The organism is Streptomyces sp. V4I8 (genome assembly GCF_041261225.1).
Lineage (GTDB): Bacteria > Actinomycetota > Actinomycetes > Streptomycetales > Streptomycetaceae > Streptomyces.
This window is the reverse complement of sequence record NZ_JBGCCN010000001.1, coordinates 10,067,813-10,083,368: the sequence shown is the minus strand read 5'-3', so window position 1 is coordinate 10,083,368 and position 15,556 is coordinate 10,067,813. Positions and strand designations below refer to the sequence as shown.

The 15,556-nt window shown below is 67.6% G+C and carries 11 protein-coding genes and 4 pseudogenes; 4 read left to right on the top strand and 11 right to left on the bottom strand.

The features are described from left to right. Positions 1-47 precede the first annotated feature (47 nt). Positions 48-1,187, bottom strand: a complete 1,140-nt coding sequence (locus tag ABIE67_RS45875) for a PucR family transcriptional regulator (RefSeq protein ID WP_370267969.1) — start codon at positions 1,185-1,187, stop codon at positions 48-50. A gap of 87 nt (positions 1,188-1,274) precedes the next feature. On the opposite strand from ABIE67_RS45875, the gene ABIE67_RS45870 reads away from it, so the two are divergent. The 3 genes from ABIE67_RS45870 to ABIE67_RS45860 all read left to right on the top strand — a co-directional run bounded on the left by ABIE67_RS45870 (position 1,275) and on the right by ABIE67_RS45860 (position 3,649). Then, a complete protein-coding gene (locus ABIE67_RS45870; RefSeq protein ID WP_370267965.1) occupies positions 1,275-2,330 on the top strand; it encodes a ferredoxin reductase in 1,056 nt (351 codons plus the stop codon). 7 nt (positions 2,331-2,337) lie between these two features. Continuing rightward, the gene (locus ABIE67_RS45865; protein WP_370267963.1) at positions 2,338-3,456 is read left to right on the top strand and encodes a fatty acid desaturase; all 1,119 of its coding nucleotides are present in this window, start codon (positions 2,338-2,340) and stop codon (positions 3,454-3,456) included. A gap of 64 nt (positions 3,457-3,520) precedes the next feature. Then, positions 3,521-3,649 (top strand): DUF6207 family protein, encoded by a 129-nt coding sequence (locus ABIE67_RS45860; RefSeq protein WP_370267961.1) that lies wholly within the window; start codon positions 3,521-3,523, stop codon positions 3,647-3,649. Between the two features lie 254 nt (positions 3,650-3,903). On the opposite strand, the pseudogene ABIE67_RS45855 reads toward ABIE67_RS45860, so the two are convergent. The 8 genes and pseudogenes from ABIE67_RS45855 to ABIE67_RS45820 all read right to left on the bottom strand — a co-directional run. Beyond that, positions 3,904-4,224: pseudogene (locus tag ABIE67_RS45855) on the bottom strand (TSUP family transporter); the annotation flags it as partial. 267 nt (positions 4,225-4,491) lie between these two features. Continuing rightward, the gene (locus ABIE67_RS45850) at positions 4,492-4,887 is read right to left on the bottom strand and encodes a hypothetical protein (protein ID WP_370267959.1); all 396 of its coding nucleotides are present in this window, start codon (positions 4,885-4,887) and stop codon (positions 4,492-4,494) included. Then, on the bottom strand, positions 4,884-5,156 hold the full coding sequence (locus ABIE67_RS45845; RefSeq protein WP_370267957.1) for a ribbon-helix-helix protein, CopG family: 273 nt from the start codon (positions 5,154-5,156) through the stop codon (positions 4,884-4,886). Before ABIE67_RS45845 ends, ABIE67_RS45850 begins: the two co-directional genes overlap by 4 nt. A 511-nt stretch (positions 5,157-5,667) precedes the next feature. Then, a pseudogene (locus tag ABIE67_RS45840) lies at positions 5,668-6,360 on the bottom strand (transposase family protein). 70 nt (positions 6,361-6,430) lie between these two features. Continuing rightward, positions 6,431-7,660, bottom strand: coding sequence for an IS110 family transposase (locus ABIE67_RS45835; RefSeq protein ID WP_370267955.1), 1,230 nt, complete (start codon positions 7,658-7,660; stop codon positions 6,431-6,433). Positions 7,661-8,707: 1,047 nt separating this feature from the next. Then, positions 8,708-9,406, bottom strand: a pseudogene (locus tag ABIE67_RS45830) (IS630 family transposase); the annotation flags it as partial. Positions 9,407-9,463: 57 nt separating this feature from the next. Then, positions 9,464-10,765 (bottom strand): transposase, encoded by a 1,302-nt coding sequence (locus ABIE67_RS45825; protein WP_370251558.1) that lies wholly within the window; start codon positions 10,763-10,765, stop codon positions 9,464-9,466. A gap of 104 nt (positions 10,766-10,869) precedes the next feature. Beyond that, complete coding sequence (locus ABIE67_RS45820; protein ID WP_370267953.1) at positions 10,870-11,358, bottom strand: helix-turn-helix domain-containing protein; 489 nt, start codon at positions 11,356-11,358, stop codon at positions 10,870-10,872. Positions 11,359-11,514: 156 nt separating this feature from the next. Between ABIE67_RS45820 and ABIE67_RS45815 the strand changes: the two are divergent. Continuing rightward, positions 11,515-12,314: pseudogene (locus ABIE67_RS45815) on the top strand (IS5 family transposase); the annotation flags it as partial. Positions 12,315-12,727: 413 nt separating this feature from the next. On the opposite strand, the gene ABIE67_RS45810 reads toward ABIE67_RS45815, so the two are convergent. Continuing rightward, positions 12,728-13,951 (bottom strand): ISAs1 family transposase, encoded by a 1,224-nt coding sequence (locus ABIE67_RS45810; RefSeq protein ID WP_370252144.1) that lies wholly within the window; start codon positions 13,949-13,951, stop codon positions 12,728-12,730. An 84-nt stretch (positions 13,952-14,035) separates the two neighbouring features. Continuing rightward, positions 14,036-15,280, bottom strand: coding sequence for a group II intron reverse transcriptase/maturase (ltrA, locus tag ABIE67_RS45805; protein WP_370267951.1), 1,245 nt, complete (start codon positions 15,278-15,280; stop codon positions 14,036-14,038). Between the last annotated feature and the right edge of the window lie 276 nt (positions 15,281-15,556).

The window sequence follows — 15,556 nt, the reverse complement described above, 5'->3', positions numbered from 1 at the left end:
ATTCCTGGACCGCTCGCGGACGCGGTCGTGGACGGCCGAAGTACGCGTCAGCTGACCCGAAGACCGACCGCCAGGGTCAGTTCAAGGACCCGGTGTGGCGATGCGAGATCCGGAAACAGCTCCCGCAGCTGCGACATCCGGTACCGGACCGTCTGGGGATGGACGAACAACGCCGCCGCCACCTCGTCCCGCCTGCCCTGGTGCAGCAGCCACGCCCGCAACGTCTCCTCCAGCCGCCGTGCGGTCGCGACAGGCAAGGTCCGCAACGGTGCGAGGGCTCGGGCACGCAGGTCTGCGAACGCGTCCACGTCGGCGCTCAGCACCAGCTCGGGCAGGTGGTCCTCGGTGTCGCGAATCTCACAGGAGAGGGAGCGCGCGCGTACGGCTCGTGCGTACGAGGCGGACGCACGAGTCCATGGCCGGGCCGGGCCGACCACGGCGGTGCGGTCGGTCAGCTGCCGCAGGAGATGTGATCGGTCGGCATCGGGGACGAGCAGCACACCGGTGGCATCCGGCAGATCGTCGAGGACGAGGGTGCTCGGGTCGAGCGCGCGGTAGGCAGGCCGGGCCTGGGCGGCGGGCAGCAGGACCGCGGTCAGCGAAACCGGAGGCTGCCACCCGGCCCGTTGAACAGAGGCCAGCAGCACGTCCGGGCTCGCGCCGGCGAGGAGGTCGCGGGCCAGGTGTTCCAGGTGGCGCTCGTGGTCCCTGCCCCGGGCGGCCAGTTCGTCGGCGTGGCCCGCGGCGCTCGCGGCGGAGAGCTCGTCGATGTAGGCGAAGGTCAGCTCGGCGAACTTGGCGACCTCGGCGGCGGGCAGACCTGCGGGTACGGCACCCGCTGCCAGGCATCGCCAGGCCACGCGGGCGCCGACGCGGTAGGCGCTGAGCAGGGCGTCCATCGAACGGCCGTCGCGCACCTCGCCGCGGCCCAGCTCGTAGGCCGCGTCACCGGCGTCGCCGCCTGTGGCCTTCCCGCTCGCGAGGTCCAGGTAGTGCCCCAGGGCGGTGCGGACGGCCCGGCGGATGGTGGCGCCCATGTGGCCCGACAGGGCGCCTGCGTAGGAAGGGACCTCGTCGATGATCGCCTGGACGACCTCGTCGGCGGTGGTCTTCAGCGCGGCCCGCAGTGCGGTGACCGTCGTCTCATCCAGGGCCAGTTCGCTGGCCCTCCGGATTGCATGGCTCACGTTTTTGTTCCCTGCGAACAATTCAGCCGACCAGATTCACATCCTGCGGTCAGGACTTTACGCCCTGAGGCGCAGCAAGCTGGAGTCATGACGAGTGCAGCCCTCCGCAGCAGGGCGTGGAAACTGCTGGAGATGGTCACGACGCCGCTGCTGCCGTCGGACTACCTCGACCTGGTCAGCCCGCTGCGTGCCGGGGCCGACCTGCGTGGGCGCATCGAAGCCGTGCACCCCGAGACGGATGACGCCGCGACCATCGTGATCAGGCCGGGACGAGGCTGGCGCGGCCACACAGCCGGCCAGTACGTGCGGATCGGGGTCGACGTCGACGGGGTGCGCCTGTGGCGTGCCTACTCCCTCACCTCGCCGACACACCGCCCAGACGGCCGCGTCACGATCACCGTGAAGGCGATCGAGGACGGCAAGGTCAGCAACCACCTGGTCCGCAGGGCGAAACCGGGCACGCTGATCCAGCTCGACCAGCCGACCGGTGACTTCGTGCTGCCGCAGGCCAAGCCCGCCAAGGTGCTCTACCTGACGGCCGGCAGCGGCATCACGCCCGTGATGGGCATGCTGCGCGACACCGAGTTCGACGACGTCGTCATGGTCCACTGCGCGCCACAGCCGCACGACGTGATCTTCCGCGACGAACTGCACGACCTGGTCGCGGACAAGAAGCTGCGGCTCACCGAGGTGCACACCGACACCGACGGCCATCTCGACATCGCCCGTCTCGATGAACTCGTGCCCGACTGGGCCGAGCGCGAGACCTGGGCCTGCGGGCCCGCGGGCCTGCTCGACGCCGCCGAAGAGCACTGGACCGACCACGGCGTCCAAGAGCGCCTGCACACCGAACGCTTCCGCCCCAGCATCGTCGTCGCCGGCGACGGCGGCGAGGTCACGTTCAGCGCCACCGGCAAGACCGTCGACGCGGACGGCGCCACGCCGTTGCTGGACATCGGCGAGGAGGCCGGCGTGCTCATGCCGTCGGGGTGCCGCATGGGCATCTGCTTCGGCTGCATCACGCCGCTCAAGGCCGGCGCCGTCCGCGACCTGCGCACCGGCGAGATCACCGAGGCCGAGCCGGGCGTCCTCATCCAGACCTGCGTGTCCGCCGCGGCGGGCCCCTGCGACATCGAACGGTAGGAGTACCTTGACCGCCATCGACCCCACCGCCCACCTGACCGCGGAGCAGATCGAGGAGCTGGGCCGCGAGCTGGACGCGATCCGCGACGAGGTGATCGCCGGCCGCGGCGAGAAGGACGCCGCCTACATCCGCAAGGTCATCTCGGCGCAGCGCACGCTCGAGCTGGTCAGCAGGGGCGTGCTGCTGTTCTCGATCTTCCCGCCCGCGTGGCTGCTCGGCACCGCCGGGCTGTCCGTGGCGAAGATCATGGACAACATGGAGATCGGCCACAACATCCTGCACGGCCAGTGGGACTGGATGCGAGACCCGAAGATCCACTCCACCACCTGGGAATGGGATCACGTCTCGCCGGCCGACCAGTGGAAGCACTCGCACAACGAGCTGCACCACACGTACACCAACGTGATCGGCAAGGACAACGACCTCGGCTACGGCATCATGCGCGTCGACGAGGACCAGAAGTGGCACCCCTTCCACCTCGGCCAGCCGCTGTGGAACTTCCTCAACGCCTGCTTCTTCGAGTACGGCATCGCAGCGTACGACCTGGAGCTCGGCAAGAACCTGCACAAGCGCCGCCGCAAGAACCCGGAGTTCCGCGCGCGGGCCAAGGCCGTGGGCCGCAAGATCCGCAAGCAGGTGCTCAAGGACTACGTGATCCACCCGCTGCTGTCGGGCCCCTCGTTCCTCCCCACGCTCGCCGCCACGTTCACCGCGAACCTGGTCCGCAACCTCTGGTCCCACTCGGTGATCATGTGCGGGCACTTCCCCGAGGGCGTACAGGTCTTCGAACGCCGCTCGATCAAGGGCGAGACCCGCGGCCAGTGGTACCTGCGCCAGATGATGGGCTCGGCGAACATCAGCGGCAGCAAGGCCATGCACTTCATGACCGGCAACCTCTCGCACCAGATCGAGCACCACCTGTTCCCCGACCTGCCGAGCAACCGGTACGCCGAGGTCGCGGTGAAGGTGCGCGCGCTGTTCGAGAAGTACGAGCTGGAGTACGTCACCGGCCCGCTGCCCCAGCAGGTGTTCTCCGCGTGGCACAAGGTCTTCCGGCTCTCGCTGCCGAACAAGAAGCCCACCGTCAAAACGCCGGACCGCGAGCAGGAGCTCGTCGCGGCCTGACTCCCGGTAATTGGTTCAGATCTTTCGGCCTTACCGGCGGCACCGCCGGTCTCGGTGAGATCCGTTGCCGACGGCGGGCGACCGCGACATCAGACCGTACGACACGGGATCCGGGCAGCCCGGTGTCCGACTGCGCTGCTACCTGGACGTGCGCCAGGAGCTCAGCACACAGCCCCCCGGCGAGGTGGTGTAGTGCTCTGACCTGCCGTGGTCGGGCCGGTAGTCGGGTGCGTAGGCGCACTCGGTTTGCCGACGGGCGGGCTGAGTGGAAGGCATGGGCTGTGACGTGGACACTGCCGGAACCGATGCTCGCCGCCCCTGTGTCCGACCCTGCGCTGCTGCCGGGGTGGGCGGGTGAGCCGAGTTATGGACAGGGTTTGTTGTGGTCCGTTGTCCAGTGCCAGATGCTCGTTGAGACCTCCTTCGTGGATCCCCAACCGGCATGGTTCAGGTCAGGGTCTGACCGGCGTACTCGGCGCCGAGGGCGGTGGCGAGGGTGCCGAGCAGGAGGCGTAGGGCTCGTCCGGGCAGGCGGGGTTGGAGGCGGGCGCCGAGGTAGCCGCCGATGAGTCCGCCGGTGCCGCAGGCGAGTCCGAGCCACCAGTCGGGGGCGACGTCCCCGGTACTCACGAGCGAGAGCAGCGTGTAGGCGGCAGCGCCGACGAGGGAGGTGGCGAACGTGGCGGCGAGTGCGGCCGGGGCGACGCGGGCGATGGGCAGGCCGCGTCCGACGAGGATCGGGCCGAGCAGGGAGCCGCCGCCGACGCCACACGACCACCGGAGCCGCCATGTAACCACCCCCCACACCAACCCCATCACAGGCGTGTGGTCCCTCCCCGCATCCGCGAGGAGGGACCACACGCCTTCCGGGGCCGTATTCAAAGATCAGTGACGAGCCACGCTTGGAGTATCCGCAGGCTCTCGGACCAGGCGCTGCCACCCTGTCCCCTTGATCAACGGAAGCGGCTCAATCGCCGGGACAGCCGCAGGCCAGGCCAGTTGTCCACTGGCCTGGCCCGCCGCGGGTGTGGCCGCTCAAGGGAGTTCGACGGTCTCGATCCCGGGATGCACCTTGTGTAGTTCGGCCGGACGGTCGGTGATGACCGGCCAGCCGGGACGGCGCAGGGCGAGGTGGGCAGCGTGTGCGGTGGACAGGTCGACGCCGGCCATGGTCGCCAGTTCCGAGACCGCCAGTGCGGTGGGCCGGTCCAGGTCGTGGAACTCGAAGACCGGTGCGGCGAGCGCGTCGTCGACCTGCTCGCGCCGACGGGGCGAGATGTCGCCGCCGACCAGGCCGGCGGCGAGCGCGCTGGTAGGGACGAGGAGAACCTGGATCTGCTCGACGGAGACGACCACGCGGGCGACCATGAAGGGTCGGCCGATGGCAAGCTGCCGGATCGCGCCGGCGTCGAAGATGTACCCGCCGATCACGCGGCCGCGCCTCCGGCGTGCTGGCCGCGCTGATCGCTCTGGCGTGCCCAGGCCAGGGCCTGCTCCCAGGCCTGCAGGTCCTGCTGCTCGGCTTCGTGGGCCCAGCCTTCGATGATGCGCTGGGCGCGCTCTTCACGGCCCATGCGCTCTTCGACCGCCTCGCTGACGTACGCGGACACCGATTCGATCCGCCCGTCCTTGGCGAGCTGCTGAAGCGCAGCTGCCTTGTCGGCGGGGAGGGAGACTGTCACCCGTTCCTTGGCTGTCATACGGACAGCTTACGACCGTATGCACCTCGGCGGGAATGGTTCGCGGTGGCTCGCACCAGGGCTGGGCGCTCCCCCATCAGGAGCTCGTTCGCTTCCGGCATGAGGAGGGGCCCTCAGCTCGAGCTCCCGACCCTTCCTCGATCACTGGGCCTCATCGACCAGCTCAGGCTTCATGTCGCCTCGGACGCGCGGACGGTGCTGGTAACAGCCGAACTCGAGCTCTCCTGGTCGGGTCGTCGGGGGCTTCGGAGTCGGCCGGCCACGAGTCCGCCGACCACTGCTGGCCGGGTTGCGTCGCGTCACAGTCATTGATCATCGTCCACCAGCCATCGGTGTCAGGAGCCAGGGCCTGGAGACAGCGGCCAGATGCCGGATTCAGCAGCGATCCGTCTTGGCGGGGCACCCACGTCTACCTATTTGCCCCGTTTGCACCGCCGCATGTCGACAGCACCACTGTGCTGCCGGCAGCAATCCCGCCGTCCCCTGTGTCATAGACAGTGACACAGCTCTTTCAGCGTCGCCGCTCCAGAGTGAGGACGGCCGAAGCGATTGACGACATTCGATTCGGGCTACACCGGGCTTTGCGGAAGATCCGCCAGGACTTCAGGCGGGCCACACCCCGCTCAACCGGTGCCCGTGCCGCGGAGAGCGCACGGTTGACCGTGCGCTGGGTCGGTGACAACTCACGGCCGGGTGGGCGTCTGACGGGTGTGGTCACCCACGGGCTGGCGCCCAGGTAGGCGCAGTCAGCGAGGACCGGGACGCCCTGGCGTTCACAGATCCTGATGATCCGGTGGGTGCGAGCGGCCGTCAGGTCGTGAGCACGGCCGGGCAGTGCCGGTGAGATCCACAGCAGCCGCCCTTCCGGGTCGGTCACCACCTACACGTTCACTCCGTGCCGACGGTGTTTGTGGGAGTAGTCGGCCCGGCTGTCGCCGACCCGGTCACACTCCGCGAGCGTGCCGTCGAGCAGGACGTGGCCGGGATCAGCCTCGCGCAAGGAGCGCAGCAGGCCAGGCGCGCGGTCAGCGAGCAGGTCGACGACGGCCGCGGTGTAGGCGTGTGCGGTGCCGACCGAGATGCCGAAGCCGGCCGCGATCTGCGCGAGGGTGATGTGCTGGCGTAGGTAGACCAGTGCGACCAGGGCACGCTGGAGCGGCGGGAGCTTGCAGCGGCGGTCACCCTCGCGGGTGACGATGAGCATGGTGACCCACTCGACCAGGGCGTGAGGCAGGTCGAGTGCGGCAGGATAGACACCTCAGGCGCTCAACACGTCAAGCTGCGGCGGCGAGTTCGACGGGGAAGGCGGTGTGCTCGTCGAAGAGCTTGCGGTGCTGAAGGCAGTGGTAGAGCTGGCCGAGCATGCGGTTGAAGAGGTTCCTCTGGGCAGCTGCGTGCCAGTCTCCGTGGCCGTCGCGGCGCCTGCGATAGTGGGTCTTGGCGCCTGGTGAGGCGGTGATCGCGGAGAAGGCCCAGAGGTAGCCGGCGTGGTTGAGGCGGTCGTTCTTCACCCACCGGCGGGTGATGCTCGACTTCTTGCCCGAGGCCCTGGTGATGGGGGAAGCCCCGGCGTATGCCTTCAGGCCCCGGGCATCGGCGAAGCGGTTTCGGTCGTCCCCGATCTCGGCGAGCACCCGGGCGCCGAGCTGGATGCCGAGGCCGGGGAAGCTGAGGATGATCTCAGCGTCCGGATGCTGAGGGAAAGCTTCCTCCACCGCCTCGGCCAGATTGTCGGCCGCCGTGCAGGCGGCCTGGAGCTGGACCAGGAGCGCGAGCATCTGCTGGCCGAGCGCGTCCTCGACCAGCGGGGGCTGGTGGGCCCAGTCGGCGCGGAAGACTTCACGGAGCCGTTCGGCCTCGGCTTCGACGCCGCGTTTGCGACCGGCGCGCTTGAGTGCGGCCTGCAGCTGCGTGCGTGTCAGCCTTGCAGCCCGCGTCGGTGTCGGTGCCGCCTTGAGGAGTTCGTACGCCTCCCGGCGGCACAGACCGTTCTTCCACGACTCGAAGGCGGCCAGGGCGGACGGATAGTACTCGCGCAACAGAGAGCGGAGCTGGTTGGAGATCTGCTGCCGGTTCCACGTGGCGTCCTGCTGAGCTCTGGCGAGCACGGCGAGGGCGCGGGCGAGGTCGCTGTCCTGCGGCAGTGGCCGGTGGGCGTGCATGTCGGTGCGCAGGATGTTGGCCAGGACCAGGGCGTCTCCGGGGTCGGACTTCTTGCGGGAGACGCTGTGCCGGTCACGGTAGCGGGCGGCGGCCATCGGGTTGATCGCGAAGACCTGCCGCTTGCCCGTCCGTAGCACTGCGACGAGCAGGCCGCGGGAGGTCTCGATCGCGACCGGGACCGGGTTCTCCTCGGTGTCGCCGTATTCGGCGAGCAGGTCCAGCAGGATCTTGTAGCCGGCGGCGTCGTCGGTGATGTGCCGTTTGTCCAGTAACTGGCCGCTGTCGTCGACCAGGGCGACGTCGTGCGTGCGTTCCGCCCAGTCGATGCCGCAGTAGATCAAGTCTTCCCCTCCGTCGTGCTGTTCTTGCTGGTCACGAGCTCATGCGGGCCACGCAGCGACCTAATCCCAGGACTCAGCCCTTCTGGCCGGTCCGCCACCTCAGTAGCCGTTCGTGGCACCAGCTCGTCCCACGGGCCTCGGTCTCTGCGGGAGCTCAAACGGCTCGGGCTTCACGAGAGGTCACCGTGGAGCGGGCTCGCACCGCCAACACCAACGAGTGATCAAGCGGAGGGTGTTGACGCCCGGCGGCGCTGGACGGCGCCGATCTTTCGGTAGGCCTCGCGTGCCGGGAGGGACGTCAAACGTCCGTCCAGCACCAGCGGGCGCCAACACCGGCTGGACGGTGACGGATGCATGGGCGCCGGCGCCGCCGATCTATCCTTGGGCATCGAGGCCGGGGAACCAATAGGCGTCCGTCCGACGCCCACGCAACTGCCACCATGAGTACGAGGACCGCGCGCCGCTCTATGCGGAGGTCTCAGCAGACCCGGTTCGCCGCAGGCATCGCAGCCCTCTACTCGAGCATCCCCACAAGCTTTTGCTCCATTGGGACGCCCTTATCTACGGATTAGGGAACCAACGAGGCTCCTGTGCCGGTGAGTTGAGACTTCGAACACCTCCCTCAACGGCACGAGAGCCTCGTGCGTTGCGGACACCGACGCCGTCACCCGATCAGTGGCCACGCTGAAAAGGCTGAGTGACCGGATTTTCGAAATCGCGTCAGATGGTGGCCGGTTGGGGCACTTCCAGGGCGTCGTCCACCCCATCGCAGCCATCTGCGGCGGCAGGTAGCTGTCGAGAGCGTCGACGTTGTCGCACAGCTTGGCACGCCGTCGGTGCGGGTACACCTGGCTTAAGCGGGCTCTGAAGGCCGGCTGGCCACCTGTTATCTGCCCGGCCAGCCGCCATGTGACGCGATTTCGAATACCCGGTCGCTTCAGTCGCTGGCAGCATCGGTTCGCGGGCCGCAAGGGGGAGAACGAGCCGGCACAATGCGGGGGGACTGCCCGCGACCTGGTCAGTTGTAGAACTAGTAGACTGTCGCGGCTAATTTTTGGGATATAGGTGGCGCAGTTTGATGCGTGCGTCGTGGGTGGTGAACTGCCAGTCCACCTGACGTTGGTCGGTGTTGGTGGCGTTCTGCCAGGCTGAGAGTTCGGTGTTGAGTGTGTTGAGGTCGCCGATCCGGCGGTCGAGGCATTGCCTGCTCAGCGCGGCGAGTTCGGTCTCGGCGATGTTGAGCCATGACCCGTGTTTGGGCGTGTGGTGGATCTCGAGGCGTTGAGTCAGGGCGAATGCCTCTTCTGGTTCGAATGCCTCGTACAGTGAGGCGATGTCGTGGGTGTTGAGGTTGTCCATCACCAGCACCACGGTCTCGGCTGCTGGGTAGTCCACGCTCAGCAGCTGCTTAACCTGGCCGGCCCAGTCGATCCGGGTCCGCTGGGACAGTGCCTGCACGCGACGCCACCCGCGTAGGGGTTCGACCCACACGAAGATGGAGCATGTGCCGCAGCGGATGTACTCGCTGTCCTGGCAGGCGTCGTGGCCAGGTCGGGCCGGGAGCGGGCCGCGGGCATGGTCGAGGAGTTGGTAGGGCTTCTCGTCCATGCACACCACCGGACGTGCCGGGTCATAGGGCCGGGCATAGACGGCCAGCACGTCTTCCATCCGGGCCGCGAACTGCGCGTTCGCTCGTGGTGGGATGGTCCAGCACTTCTTCAGGTGAGGACGCAGTTCCGTTTTTTTAAGATCCTCCCGATGGTCTCGTGTTTGTAGCGAATGGTGATCTTGGGGTGGCGGGCTCTACGCCGCGGCTGCTTCCCAGGCGCGGATGACCGCGGCGATTTCATCGGGACCGGGTTGACCTGCAGGGTTGTGAATATGGCGGGCGGCGATGATCGTCCGGCGAAGCTTGATCACCATGTCGCTGAACGCCGGGGTCGCCTTCGTCGCGTACCAGGGCTGTCGTGCGCGCCGGTCGGCGATGTCGGCGGGGTGGTGCCCGTGGGCGGCGTACCAGAGGACGACGATGGTGTAGACGGCCAGGCCGAAGGGGACGGTGCGCTCCACCGCGCGCCGGGTGCGGTTGCGGGCCTGGCCGACGCCGAGATCCTGGCGCATGTGCTCGAAGATCGATTCGATCGGCCAGCGCGTGCCGTACCGTTCAATGAGGTCGTCGGCGGGACTGACCAGGTCGGTGCTGATCAGAGCGAGGTCGTACGGGCGGGTCGAGTTCAGGTCGCGGATCAGGACGAGGCGGACCGGGAGGTCCTTGAAGGCTCCGTACCACAGGCATTCCCTCTCGGTGATCCACACGAACTCCATGCGCCCGTAACGCTCCACGACGGCAAGGCGCCATGTCGCCGTCTGGGCAATCGCGGTCAGTGAGCCCAGCGCCCTGCCCTTCTTGCGGGGCCGTCCCCGCTTGTTGGTCTTGGGCGGGGTCGGCGCGGACAGGGCGGCGTTGCGCGGGAGTCGGGTGGTGAAGGTGACCGACGGGGGCAGGTCGGCGACCTTGCCGGAGTGGTAGGCAGCGTCGCCGGTGACGTGGAGAGTGCGGCCGGGGAAGAGCGCGGCCAGGTCGTGGACCATCTCCAGGGCCAGGTCGGTGCGGGAGGCGGTGGCCTTGCCCCGCCACAGCCGGGCGGCCACCGGCACAGCGACCGGCTTGGCGAGGAAGGGCAGGCGGACCACGACCGCGCAGATGACCCAGGTGTTGCCGAACCCGAGCTTGTCCTTGCCCCGCCCGGAGCCGTCATGCGCCCACAGCGCCCCGAAGACCTTCCTGCCGACCCGGTGCAGCAGGGTGTCGTCGACGACAGCCAGGATCGGCGCGTCCGCTGGGAGCAGGGCTTCGACCACGGCTCGGGCCAGGCGCAGGCCGAGCTGGTCGGGATCCCACGAGGCCTCAGAGAAGAAGGCGTGGGCCCTGCGGTGCGGCCACAGCCGCGACAGTCCCGCCCCCGTCAGCATCCCGGTGACCGTACGCCGCCCCGTCTGCGCGGCCATCCCGGCCACCAGATGGCAGAACGTCTCGAACGAATGCTTCGTGAAACACGGACGAGTGACCTGCAGAACAAGCAGCAACGACGCCGGTAACGTCATCCCCGGAACCATCAGCGGCAACTTCCTCGCTTCGAGGCGGTTGGATCAACACCGCTGATGGTTCTTCACGTTCAGCCTGACGTTCCGCAAGCCACTCAGCGGGCTCACCCGAACAGGGAAGCCACTATCTGTTCAAGATCACGATTCTCCGCAAAGTCGAGGATGGTGGAGTGGTCCAGATCAGGGATGTCCTCGACCAGCGCGACGTGCTTCTCCAGCAGCCGCAGTGACCACCGTGCATAGCCCTGGGGCGGCTGGGAGCACGCCATCGCGATCAGCCGGGCTTCGACCTCACCGGTCACCGGCGAGGGCACCGGCGGCAGGTCGCGCCTCTTCCGTGCGATTGTGGCGTGAACATCGCCGCCGGTCTCGGTGAAGCGCTTGGCGACCAGCCGCAACGTCTCACCAGAGACGCCAAGCCGGGTCGCGATCATCTCCTTGGAATCCACCTCACCCACCGAGGTGTCCAGTGCGAGCAACACTCGCGCACGCATGATCATCGAGGCTCCACGAACACCCGTCGTGGTCACCCGGACCAACTCCTCGCGGTCCCGCGCAGTCAACCTGACCGGCCACTTCTTCTGCGAACCCATGACAACAGCCCTGTCTGGCAAAGGGGAAGGAATCTGAGGCACCAACCTCCCAACCAGACACACCAGAACTAAGCAGCGACACACCACTAGGTCGTGTCCGACGAATCGTCAGTAGATCTTGGAACGGCGCCCTGTTCTTGATCGTTCAGGACGGATATGGGACATGGTGATCTGAGCAAGGCGGAGTGGGCGCGACTGGAGCCGTACCTGCCGACGAACGGCAAGCGTGGTGGGCAGTGGAAGAGCCACCGCAAAGTGGTCAACGGGATCTACTTCCGGGAGCGGACAGGGGTGCCGTGGCGCGACCTACCTGCGCGTTTCGGGAAGTGGAAGACCGTCCACGACCGTCATCGGCGCTGGTCGGCGGACGGCACCTGGGACCGAATACTTTCGGCGGTCCAGGCCGATGCGGACGCCGAGGGGCGGCTGGACTGGAGCCAGACCGGTGTGGATTCCACCTCCTGCCGCGCTCACCAGCACGCCGCCGGCGCCCGCAAGGTCGCGCCCGCCAACGGTCCAAAAAAGGGGTGCCAGCCCAGCACCGTGAGGACGAGGGACTCGGGCGTTCACGCGGCGGCCTGACCAGCAAAATCCACCTCCCCTGCGAGGGCGGACTCCGCCCGCTGGCCCTGCTAGTCACGCCGGGCCAGACCCATGACGGCACCGTCTTCGAGGCCGTCGTCGAGCGGATCCGTGTGCCCCGTCAGGGCGGCGGGCACCCCCGCACCCGACCCGACGCGATCAGCGCGGACAAGGCATACTCCTCCCGCCGCATACGCTCCTACCTGCGACGAAGTCAGATCCCGCACGCCATCCCAGAGAAGAAGGACCAGGCCCGGCAGCGCCTGGCCCGTGGCTCCGCCGGTGGACGCCCTCCCGGCTTCGACCGCGCCGCGTACAAACGCAGGAACGAAGTCGAGCGCACCATCAATGCCCTCAAGGCATTCCGGGCCGTAGGTGAGGTCGACTCGGGGCGCCCTGCTGGTGTTTCCACCAGTGGGTTTCTCCGAGCCGCCTCCCGAACCCGGCGTGCCCGTCTCCGGGCACCGGGCTCTCCGCAAATCCCGTTTCGGGGTGTTCAGTTCCTCATGCCGTAATGGGCCACGGGGTCGGGATGAGTGTTCCCCGGTATCGGTATCTGGTCGTGCTTACCTTTGCCGGGTTGAACAGTTCCCCTTCCTCCGTGGCAGGCCACCAGCCACCGCCGTAATAGCGTCGGCGGAGCTGCTTCCAAGTGATCCCGGGATGCTTGCGCCGGATCCATCGTGTCACCCTCATCCACGTGTAGTGGCTGAGGTAACAGAAAGCGACGTTTGACACTCCGGGACGGAAGCAGGGTCATTGCGTGATCGAGGTCTGTCTGGGTTTGTCATGTGAGACCGAGGGTTCGTAGGGGCCGGTGGTAGTCGCGGCTGGTGTGGCGGAGGGCGGCGGCGATGTTCGTCTGGCCGTCCTGGCGGAAGGTGCTGATGGCGAGGTTGCGCAGGGAGGCCATGGCGCGGGGCAGGGTGCCGGTGCGGACCTTGGAGTCGTCCTCTCGGAACGTGCGGTCCCGGACGTGGTGCAGGAGGTTCTCGATGCCCCAGTGGCCTCTGATCCATGTGGCGAGCTCGGTGCAGGTGGCGTCGAAGACGCTCAGGCTGGTGATCAGGTAGACGCGCTCGATGGTCAGTTTCCCGGTGCTCAAGTCGCGTCGCCACCGGACGACTTGGATCGCCTGGCGGGCGCCGGGGTAGTCGAGGTGGCTGAATGCGGCCGCTTTGAGCCGGCGGATCTCGTCGCGGTGGTGGGCGTGGTCGCGAGTGCTGTGCCCGAGCGGGATGTCCCGCCAGGGCAGCTTCCTGATCTGGGTGTACAGGCCGGGATGGTTCTTCTTCACGACGGCCACGTAGTGCGCGCCGCGACTGGTCAGATAGGCCCCGTGGTCGTGCTGGGTGTGCAGAGCGTCGGCGGTCACCACCGTGTTCTCCAGCTCGAGACCGTCCAGCAACGGCGCGAAGGAGGGAATCTCGTTGCTCTTGGAAGCGACCTGCCGCTGGGCCAGGACCACGCCGTGGTGGTCCATTGCCGCCAGCAGCTGGATCGCTGCGGCCGTTGCGGTCCGTGAACCGCGGACCACCTTGCCGTCGACCGCGATCACCCGCTGCGTTGGCCCCGCCTTCGTCTCCGGCTTGGCCGGGGGCGGCGTTCTGGCCTGCAGAAACGCGCCGATCGCCGCGTCGAGCGCGTCGCCGTCCACACGCTGCAGCAGGCGGCGCACGGTTGCGGCGTGCGGCACGGGCCGCAGGCCGGTAAGCGGATCGGCAGTGAAACCGAGGACGCCCAGCACATGCTGCGGGGCATCCGCGATCCACTCGCTGATCGCGATGAGCGAGCGGGCCCCGGTCAGCACCGCCGAGGCGGCTGCGCACAGCAATGCGAGGGCGGGATACCGCAGACCTCGCGCATCGCGGGGGTCGGCGACCAGGGTCAGGAAACGCCGCAGGTCAGCGGCATCGCTTGAGGCGAGGGGATCAGTCGGGGAGCCCAGTTGCTCCAGTGCGGAAGGGATGGGCGATGATGTTCGGGCAGGCACGGTCTCGCTCGTTCTCATGGGTCTCGACAACCACATGATCACCAGCACCGTGCCTGCTCTGCTTTCCAGGGCCCCTTGCCTCACAACGGACATGACGACACGTCACTCACGAGACCGGCGAACCGGACCAATCCCAATCGCGCAATGCCCCTGGGGACGGAAGTACGCGCACCATCCTCGCAACACCGGGTTCAGCCGGTGGAGTAAGGACTCCAGCGACAAGCCGACGTTCTGCCGTCCAGTCAGTTCCTTCACCTTGGCCGTTGCGGAACGCACTGATTTCCGTGCCGGATAGGTGTAGATGTACTGTCGGTCAGTGCCCAGTTTCCGGTGCCGCTGGATGCGCCATCCGAGAAAATCGAGGCCCTCGTCAATGTGCGTGATCTTTGTCTTCTCCACCGACAGGCGAAGGCCCACCGGCTTCAACGCCTCCGCGACCTCATCGCGTAATTCCTCGGCGTGCTCACGGCGCCCGAAGACAAGCACGAGGAAGTCATCCGCATACCGGACCAGCCGGTAGTTGGGCAATCCCCGGCGCCGTCTCCTGCGCCGATCCTCGGAGGTGCTGTCTGGTCCTCCGGGGGTCTGGGCGATGTGCTCGTCCAGGACCGAGAGAGCGATGTTGGCCAGCAGCGGCGACAGGATCCCGCCCTGCGGGGTCCCAGTGCGTGTGTCCGTGAAGGCCCCGTCCCGGGACAGGATCCCGGACTTCAAAAACGCCCTCACCAAGGGCAACACCCGCTTGTCCCCGATTCGATTCCGCACCCGCTCCATGAGGGCCGGGTGCGAGATCTCGTCGAAGCACGCCGTGATGTCGCCCTCCACCACCCACTCATATCCGTGGCTGGCGAGATAGCGAGTCTCGGCGATCGCGTCATGAGCCCGGCGGTTCGGGCGGAACCCATAGGAACACGGGAGGAAATCCGCTTCGAACACCGGCTCCAGCACCAGTTTCAAGGACGCCTGGACCACTCGGTCCGCCACGGTCGGAATCCCAAGACGACGAAGCTTGCCATTCGCCTTGGGAATCATCCGCTCGCGCACGGGAACCGGTCGGAAGCTGCGGTCTCTAATCTGAGTCCGCAGCCTGCCGAGAAACATCTCGACTCCCTGCCCGGCCTCGATGGAGCGTGCGGTCTTCCCATCCACTCCGGCCGTGCGGGCACCCTTGTTTCCCCGGACACGGTCCCACGCCACCAACAGGAAGGCGGGATCGGCCACGAGGTTGAACAGATCGTCGAACCTGCGATGAGGATCATCAGCAGCCCAACGGTGCAGCTTGGTCTGGATCTCCAGTACCCGGCGTTCGGCCTTCATCAAGGCCCATTCCAGCTCGTCGGTATTCACCGGCGACAGCCTCCCGGCATTCCAGTTTCCTTACTGCTGACTTGCTGGCCCCCTTCCCCATGTGGCCGGCTCTCCCGGCCTCGGAGTACTACGGGGCCTCCGTCCTGCCCGACGACCATCAGCCGGCGATGGGCCTGCCCTTGACCGAACTGGACGTCCGGTCCTTGGGCGACCGCGGGCAGTTCCCACGTTCACCACGGAATCGATCGACGGGTGAGGTGCCCAGCTCTACCCCGGCAGCATCGCCACGCTTACGCCGCAGGCTTTCGGCGTGGC

What these genes read in the sequence shown, in the direction of transcription:
- ABIE67_RS45820 (WP_370267953.1), bottom strand. Translation starts at nt 11,358, where the DNA reads ATGGGTTCGCAGAAGAAGTGGCCGGTCAGGTTGACTGCGCGGGACCGC.
- ABIE67_RS45810 (WP_370252144.1), bottom strand. Translation starts at nt 13,951, where the DNA reads ATGAGAACGAGCGAGACCGTGCCTGCCCGAACATCATCGCCCATCCCT.
- ABIE67_RS45870 (WP_370267965.1), top strand. Translation starts at nt 1,275, where the DNA reads ATGACGAGTGCAGCCCTCCGCAGCAGGGCGTGGAAACTGCTGGAGATG.
- ABIE67_RS45825 (WP_370251558.1), bottom strand. Translation starts at nt 10,765, where the DNA reads ATGACGTTACCGGCGTCGTTGCTGCTTGTTCTGCAGGTCACTCGTCCG.
- ABIE67_RS45845 (WP_370267957.1), bottom strand. Translation starts at nt 5,156, where the DNA reads ATGACAGCCAAGGAACGGGTGACAGTCTCCCTCCCCGCCGACAAGGCA.